The sequence below is a fragment of the uncultured Microbacterium sp. genome, from assembly GCF_913776565.1.
Lineage (GTDB): Bacteria > Actinomycetota > Actinomycetes > Actinomycetales > Microbacteriaceae > Microbacterium.
In genome coordinates, this window is record NZ_CAJYPF010000221.1 from 1 (window position 1) to 7,643 (window position 7,643).

Below are 7,643 nucleotides of genomic sequence, written 5' to 3' on the forward strand. Positions count from 1 at the left end.
CGGCCACGAGCTCGAGGTCGTCTCGGACGAGGTGGTGCGCGCGGACGGCGTCGAGGTCGCCCTGCCCGCGGGTGCGGGCGGCTCGGTGTGGCTGACGCGCTGAGCGTCTAGGCGGCCGGCGGGACCGCCGGCACCTCGCGCGCAACGCCACCGCCGAACCACCGCCGCGCCCGCGCGGGGATCCAGACCGCGGCGATCACGGCCGCCGCGGCGACGAGGGCGATGACGAGCACCGGGTCGAGTTCGGTGAGCGCCATGGCAACGGCCTGCAGCACGATGAGCACCGAGAGATAGCCCGTCAGCAGGGCGCGCGCGAGGACGCTGCCGCGCGACAGCGCCGACCCGCCGGCGACCGTGAGCAGTCCGAGCAGCACGGTCGCCGCGCCGACGAGCGACACCGGCAGCACCAGATCGGGCGTCACCGCGTACCGCGCCAGCAGCACGACGACGCCGAGCGCGGTGTTCAACAGCCCGCCGACGTAGACGAGCACGATGGCCGCGGTGACCACCGCGGGGCGGCGGCGGGTCTCGCCGGTGGCGGCGCGGGCTCCGATCGCGGCGTCCGCGTCACCCGCGTCGGTGGCGGTGGGTGCCCCGCTCACCGCGCCCCCGACGGTCGCGGCGGGTGCCCGGCCCGCGGCGGGGGCGCGCGTGGCGAGCGAGCGCCGCACGAACCGCCGGTGCCCGAAGCGCACCGCCTCGATGGCCGCGAGGGCGACCACCACCACGAGCGTCACGAGAGTCGCCCCGTCGCCGCCGGGGTCCCGCAGCTGGAAGAACTGCCCGAGCGGCGGCAGCGTGAAGATCGCCGTGAGGGCGATGAACATCGCTCCGATCACGAGCACCTTCACGCGCGTGACGGGCCGGGAGAGCACGGTGAGCACCCAGATCGCGACGATCGCCAGGATGACCGTCGCCCCGGTGCGCAGCTGCTCGACGCTCAGACCGAGATCCATCGCGAGCCGTGTGTAGACCGTCAGGGCGACCGCGATCACGATGCCGGCGGGGATGGCGAAACTCAACGAGCGGCGCAGGAACCCGGGGACGTAACGCTGCGCGTTCGGCAGCAGGGCGAGGAAGAAGGCGGGGATGCCGATCGTCAGTCCGTCGGTGATCGACAGCTGCCGCGGCAGGAACGGGAACTCCATCACCAACGCCCCGAAGAGCACCGCCAGTCCCGTGGCGTAGACGGTCTTGGTGAGGAACAGCATCGAGACCCGCTCGATGTTGGCGATGACGCGCCGCCCCTCGGCGACCACCGAGGGCAGGTGCGAGAACCGCCCGTCCAAGAGCACGAGGCGCGCGACCGCCTTGGTCGCCGCGGCGCCGGAGTTCATCGCGATGCCGATGTCGGCGGTCTTGATGGCGAGGGCGTCGTTGACCCCGTCGCCGGTCATGGCCACCACGTGGCCGCGAGACTGCAGGGCGGTCACCATGCGCCTCTTCTGATCGGGAGTGACGCGGCCGAACACCGTGTGTCGCTCGAGCAGCGGTCCCCACTCGGCGTCGTCGTCGGGAAGGCGTCGCGCGTCGAAGCCCTCGTCGACGTCGAGACCGACCTCGCGGGCGATCGCGGCCACGGTGCGGGGGTTGTCTCCCGAAATGACGCGGACGCCCACGCCCTGCGCCCGGAAGAAGGCCAGCGCCTCGGCGGCGTCGGGGCGGACGGCCTCGACGAAGGTGAGCACCGCCACCGCGGTCAGGTGGGCGGGGAGCCGTTCGGTTGCGACGTCGTCGTCGCTCAGGGCGGCCGGCGCGTGGGCGAGCACGAGGGTGCGACGGCCCGACGACGCCAGGCGGGTGACCGCGGCGCCCAGCGGTGTCGCCGCGTCGCTCGCCTCGTCGCCGAAGACCATCTCGGGAGCGCCGAGCACCCACGTCCCGCTCGGTCGATCGCGGAACGACGCGGCGCTCCACTTGCGCGCGGACGAGAACGCGATGCGCCGCGCGGCCTCGATCGGGCGCTCGAGCGGGAACGGTTCGCGCAGGCACTGGGCGGTGGCGTTGGCGTCGGGCGCGGCTCCGTACCAGGCGAGGGCGTCCGTCCAATCGGCGGTCTCGGCGAGCGTCAGGACCGCGTCGAAGCGGATCTCGCCGGCCGTCAGCGTTCCGGTCTTGTCGAGGCAGATCACGTCGACACGCGCCAGGCCCTCGACGGCCGGAAGCTCGTTGACGAGCACCTGCTGCCCGGCCAGACGGGCCGCGCCGACGGCGAACGCGATCGAGGTCATCAGCACCAGACCGAGCGGGATCATCGCTGTCAGGGCGGCGATCGTGTTGACCACGGCCTGAGACCACGTGCCCTGCTGCCAGGCCTGGGTCCATCCGCCGGCCACCATCATCTGCGCGTTGAGCACGAGCAGCCCGATGGGCCCGATCCCCCAGCCGACCCACCTCAGGACGCGATCGATCGACGTGCGCAGTTCGCTCGAGACGAGCTGGAACCGCTTCGCCTCGGCCGCGAAGGTGTTGGCGTAGGACTCCGCGCCGACGCGCACCACACGGGCCGTGCCCTCGCCGGCGACGACGATCGAGCCCGACAGCGCCTCGTCGTCGGGGCGCTTGTCGACGGCATCCGACTCGCCCGTCAGCATCGACTCGTCGATCTGCAGTCCGCTCGACGACGTGACCACGGCGTCGGCGGACACCTGGTCTCCCGCGCGCAGCACGAGGACGTCGTCGCGCACGACCTCGGACGGGGCGATCTCGGCGTCGACGGCGTCGCGACGCACGCGCGCCCGCGGGGCGTTCAGCAGGGCGAGACGGTCGAGGGCCGCCTTGGCGCGGAACTCCTGCACGCACCCGATGACCGCGTTCGACAGGGCCGCGACACCGAAGAGGGCATCCTGCCAGCGCCCCAGGATCAGCAGCACCAGGAAGCACGCCGCGACGATGCCGTTGAACAGCGTGAACACGTTGGCGCGGACGATGCTGCCGACGCTGCGGCTGCTGTCGGCCGTGAAAGCGTTGGTCTGCCCGGCGGCGACGCGCTCGGCGACCTCGGCCGCGGTCAGACCGCGGACGTCCCTCGCCGTGTTCTCATCGGCCGTCGCCTGCTCCATGCGATCACTGTAGGGCCCGGTCCCGACATCGCGAGGGGCGGATCAGGATGCCGTGCGTCGCACCCGGTCGAAGGGCCAGCGCACGTGGGTCGCCGTCTCGCAGGCGCGCCACAGGTCGGCGCCCAATTCGCTGCGCCGCGTCCGCCGCGCCGGCGTCGCCGGCCGCGGAGCCCCGCGCGCGATCAGGGCGGGACCGAACATCTGGCCGCCGTCGGCCGAGGTATCCACCAGGGCGCGAACGAGCGACCACGCGCCGCGCTCCTTGGACTGGGTGATCGGCGCCTGCAGGTTGTCGACGAAGCGCGACAGCCGTGTGGGTTCGTTCACCCCTCGCACGCCCCGCGTGCGACCGCTCGTCGAATAGCCGGGGTGGGCGACGAGGCTCGAGACGGGCACCCCGTACGCGCGCAGGCGCTTGTCGGCCTCGAGGGCGAGAGCAGTGGTGGCTGCCTTGGACTGCACGTAGGCCTTCCACGGGGTGTAGCCCTCGCGCAGTTCGGGGTCGGTCGGCAGGTGGCGCCAGATCGACGTCGACATGCTGCCGACCCACACCATTCGTCCGCGCGCCGACGCGAGCGGCTTGAGCAGTTCGCCCGCGAGGGCGAAGTGGCCCAGGACGTTGGTGGCGAACACCAGCTCGTGACCGCCGGCGGTCTCGCGCTGCTTCGGCGGGTGCACGACGCCGGCGTTCAGCAGCAGACCGTCCAGGCGCCCCCGCGCCCGGGCCGTCGCGGCCGCGGCCCGCACCGAGCCCATGTTGCTGGTGTCGAGCAGGAGGGTCTCGATGTCGGCATCCACCACCGTCCGGCGCACCGCGGCCTTGGCCGCCGCGAGGCTGTGGGGATTGCGGCCGGTGAGCAGCACATGCGCGTTCGCGGCCGCCAGCTGTTCGCAGGCGAAGTAACCGAGACCGCGCGTCGCGCCGGTGACGAGGTAGGACTTTCCGGAGAGGTCGGGGAGGTTCTCGGGGTCCCACTCGGCGCGCGTCACCCTACGACCCTAACGACAAGCCGGGCCCGCGTCACGGGTTCATTCCGCGGACGGAATACGGGCGCGCGAAAGTTTTTCGAGCATGCGCGTGACGAATGGCGCGCGGCGTGCGTCTCATTTGCGAGCACGACGCTCCGTCGCGACGAGAACGTTCCGCCGCCGACGCCGACACGACAAGAAGGAGTCAGATCATGGGTCTCGACGACAAGATCAAGAACGCCGCTCAGGACATCGTGGGCAAGGCGAAGGAAGCGATCGGCAACGCCACCGACAACGACAAGCTCGCCGCCGAGGGCAAGGCCGACCAGGTGAAGGCGGATGCCAAGAAGGCCGGCGAGAACGTGAAGGACACCTTCAAGTAAGCAGTCCTCGCGCCGACGGGCGGGTCGCGGTCTCCGGATCGGGCCCGCCCTCGTTCGTTTCCGGGGGCGTGTCGGAGGTCGGGTCTAGGCTGGCCGCATGCGGACCCGTGGCGACATCGAGTGCTGGTTGACCGACATGGACGGCGTCCTCGTCCATGAGAACACCCCCATCGCGGGTGCGTCCGAGCTGCTCGCCCAGTGGCGGTCCGAGGGCACGCCGTTCCTCGTCCTGACGAACAACTCGATCTTCACCCCGCGCGACCTCAGCGCTCGTTTGCGCGCATCGGGTCTCGAGGTGCCCGAGGCGTCGATCTGGACGTCGGCCCTCGCCACCGCCGACTTCTTGAAGTCGCAGATGCCCGGCGGCTCCGCCTTCGTGATCGGCGAGGCGGGCCTGACCACCGCGTTGCACGAGGCGGGGTTCATCATGACCGAGACGACCCCCGACTACGTCGTGGTCGGCGAGACGCGCAATTACTCCTTCGAGGCCATCACCAAGGCGATCCGGTTCATCCTCGGCGGCGCCCGCTTCATCGCCACCAATCCGGATGCCACGGGCCCCTCGACCGAGGGCGTCCTGCCGGCGACGGGCGCCATCGCCGCGCTCATCACCAAGGCGACCGGCAAGGAGCCCTACATCGTCGGCAAGCCCAACCCGATGATGTTCCGATCGGCGTTGAACCGGATCGGGGCGCACAGCGAGAACACGGGCATGATCGGCGACCGCATGGACACCGACATCGTCGCCGGCATCGAGGCCGGACTGCACACGGTCCTCGTCCTGACGGGCATCAGCGATCAGCGCGAGATCGAGCGCTATCCCTTCCGCCCCGACGAGATCCTCTCGTCCGTCGCCGAGCTCGTGCGCGACGAACCCCTCGAGTCCGATCTCGCCGACGGCGAAGAGGGGCTGAGCGAGGGACTCTGACGTGGGTGCGCTGGACGACGGCGAGAAGGTATCGGCGCAGGATGTGACCGCCTGGAGCGACTGGCTCGACCGCAACCACGCGACATCGACCGGAGCGTGGCTCGTTCGCGGCCGGGGCGCCGCCGCCGCGCGCTACGTCGCCTACGAGGACGCCATCTGCGAAGCTCTCTGCTTCGGCTGGATCGACGGACCCGTGCGGGTCTTCGACGAGCTGACCTCGGGGCTGTGGTTCGCACCCCGTCGCGCCCGGAGTGGTTGGGCGGCGACCAACAAGGCCCGTATCGCCCGTCTCGAAGCCGAGGGCCGGTTGCGCCCGGCGGGGCGGCGGGCGCTCGAGGTGGCCCGGTCGAACGGCGCGTGGGAGGTCCTCGACGACGCCGAGGCCGGGATCGAGCCGGCCGAGCTCGCCGCGGCCCTCGACGCCGTCCCCGGGGCGCGGGCGAACTGGGACGCCTTCCCACCGTCGAGCCGCAAGCTCGGCCTGACGCAGATCGCCCTGGCGGTACGCCCCGCGACCCGCGACGCCCGCATCGCCAGAATCGTCGCCGACGCCGCCGAGAACCGTCAACCCTCGTAGGAGACCGACCGGGGCGACGTCGGGGAGGATGGGCGCATGGACGACCGCACCCTCTGGCTCATCACCGCCTTCTTCATCACAGCCGGCACGCTCGTGGCGTTCATCGTGCAGTGGCGGCGGTCTCGACGCGGTGGCGGCGGCCGCGACCCCTTCGACGGGCCGGGGCCGGACGACCGCTGACCCGCGGGCGCGCCGCTGGGCGCGCGGCGGGGCGGCGGCATCCCTCCCCCTCGTCACCGGCACAGGAGGGTGACACCGGAACAGGGCGCTGCGACGCGGATCCGCCTGTTCTCGTGCCCGAGCCTGTTCTCGTGACGCACGACTGCTCTCGGGACGGCGCCCGTACTCGCGACGGCGACCGCAACCGCGACGGAGCCTGCTCCCGCGACCGAGCCTGTTGTCGCGAGGCCTTACTGCGGCGCGAGCCCCAGATCGTCGAGATCGATGGATGCCAACCACCGCAGCCCCTCGGCCTCGATAGCCGCCTGCGCACCGGTCTTGCGATCGACGATCACGGCGACGGCGACAACCTCGGCGCCCTCGCGGCGGAGGGCTTCGACCGCCTTGAGCGCGGACTGACCGGTGGTCGAGGTGTCCTCGACGACGACGACGCGCTTACCCGCGACGTCGGCGCCCTCGATCTGGCGACCGCGGCCGTGGTCCTTGGGCTCCTTTCGCACGACGAAGGCGTCGAGCGGGGTTCCGGCGTGGACGGACTCGTGCATGACGGCGTTGGCGATCGGGTCGGCGCCCAGCGTCAGACCGCCGACGGCGACGACGCCGTCGAGGTCCTTCACGAGGTCGAGCACGAGTCGGCCGATCGCCGGCGCCGCGCGGTGGTCGAGGGTGAGCTTGCGCATGTCGACGTAGTAGGTCGCCTTCTTGCCGCTCGACAGGGTGAAATCGCCGTGGAACACCGCCTCGGCGTTGATGAGGCCGATGAGGGCCTGGCGGTCGGCTTCGAGCTCGGGCGTGGAGGCGGTGGTCACGGCGTCGAGTCTATTGCTCCGCCTCGCGGGGTCCATCTGCGCACGTTGGCGGCGCACGGGCGCGACACGCCGCCCCGCGGGCTCCGGGCGACGGCGTGCCGCCCACGATCCCCGCCGTTGTGCACGACGCGGGCGAGCGGCGCACGAAAGTAGGCTGGATGCCATGCGCCTGGCCACCTGGAACGTCAACTCCATCCGCGCGCGCGTCGCCCGCACCGTCGAGTTCTGCGTGCGCGAGCACATCGACGTGCTGGCGATGCAGGAGATCAAGTGCAAGACGGAGCAGTTCCCGTACGCCGCCTTCGAAGAGGCCGGCTACCACGTCGCCGCGCACGGACTGAATCAGTGGAACGGCGTCGCGATCGCGAGCCGTGAACCGCTCGACGACGTCGAGATCGGCTTCCCCGGCATGCCCGGATTCGAGAAGGGCAAAGAGGGCCCCGACCAGCCGCAGGAGGCCCGGGCGATCGGCGCGACGGTGAACGGCGTCCGCGTCTGGAGCCTCTACGTCCCCAACGGCCGCGGCCTCGACGACCCGCACTACGTCTACAAACTCGACTGGCTCGACAAGCTGCGCCAGTACACCTCCGACACGCTGGCCGCGCACCCCGACCTGCCGCTCGCCCTCACCGGTGACTTCAACATCGCCCCCACCGACGACGACAACGGCGACCCCACCGTCGTCGAGGGCGCGACCACCCACGTCTCCCCGCCCGAGCGCGCGGCGTTCCGCGC

At 71.6% G+C, this 7,643-nt stretch carries 7 protein-coding genes and 1 pseudogene; 5 read left to right on the plus strand and 3 right to left on the minus strand.

Going from position 1 to position 7,643, the window contains the following annotated elements; all coding sequences use genetic code 11:
- Window positions 1–656: 656 nt before the first annotated feature.
- Together QZ433_RS12415 and QZ433_RS12420 are read right to left on the minus strand one after the other, a co-directional pair.
- Window positions 657–3,062 (minus strand): annotated as a pseudogene (locus QZ433_RS12415) (HAD-IC family P-type ATPase); the annotation flags it as partial.
- Window positions 3,063–3,104: 42 nt separating this feature from the next.
- Complete coding sequence (locus QZ433_RS12420) at window positions 3,105–4,052, minus strand: SDR family NAD(P)-dependent oxidoreductase (RefSeq protein WP_295783944.1); 948 nt, start codon at window positions 4,050–4,052, stop codon at window positions 3,105–3,107.
- A gap of 191 nt (window positions 4,053–4,243) precedes the next feature.
- Between QZ433_RS12420 and QZ433_RS12425 the strand changes: the two genes are divergently transcribed.
- The 4 genes from QZ433_RS12425 (at window position 4,244) to QZ433_RS12440 (ending at window position 6,099) form a co-directional block, all read left to right on the plus strand.
- Window positions 4,244–4,414 (plus strand): CsbD family protein, encoded by a 171-nt coding sequence (locus tag QZ433_RS12425; protein ID WP_055832729.1) that lies wholly within the window; start codon window positions 4,244–4,246, stop codon window positions 4,412–4,414.
- A 97-nt stretch (window positions 4,415–4,511) separates the two neighbouring features.
- A complete protein-coding gene (locus QZ433_RS12430) occupies window positions 4,512–5,342 on the plus strand; it encodes an HAD-IIA family hydrolase (protein ID WP_295783951.1) in 831 nt (276 codons plus the stop codon).
- 1 nt (window position 5,343) lies between these two features.
- Window positions 5,344–5,919: a YdeI/OmpD-associated family protein gene (locus QZ433_RS12435; protein WP_295783954.1), complete on the plus strand. Its 576-nt coding sequence runs from the start codon at window positions 5,344–5,346 to the stop codon at window positions 5,917–5,919.
- A 36-nt stretch (window positions 5,920–5,955) separates the two neighbouring features.
- Entirely contained in the window at window positions 5,956–6,099 is a 144-nt protein-coding gene (locus QZ433_RS12440) for a hypothetical protein (protein WP_270353733.1), read from the plus strand.
- 230 nt (window positions 6,100–6,329) lie between these two features.
- Here the strand turns inward: QZ433_RS12440 and pyrE are convergent, their stop codons facing one another.
- Window positions 6,330–6,908 (minus strand): orotate phosphoribosyltransferase, encoded by a 579-nt coding sequence (gene pyrE, locus QZ433_RS12445; RefSeq protein ID WP_295783958.1) that lies wholly within the window; start codon window positions 6,906–6,908, stop codon window positions 6,330–6,332.
- A gap of 163 nt (window positions 6,909–7,071) precedes the next feature.
- Between pyrE and QZ433_RS12450 the strand changes: the two genes are divergently transcribed.
- Window positions 7,072–7,643: exodeoxyribonuclease III (locus QZ433_RS12450; protein ID WP_295783961.1), on the plus strand; the 572-nt coding region annotated here is incomplete at its 3' end.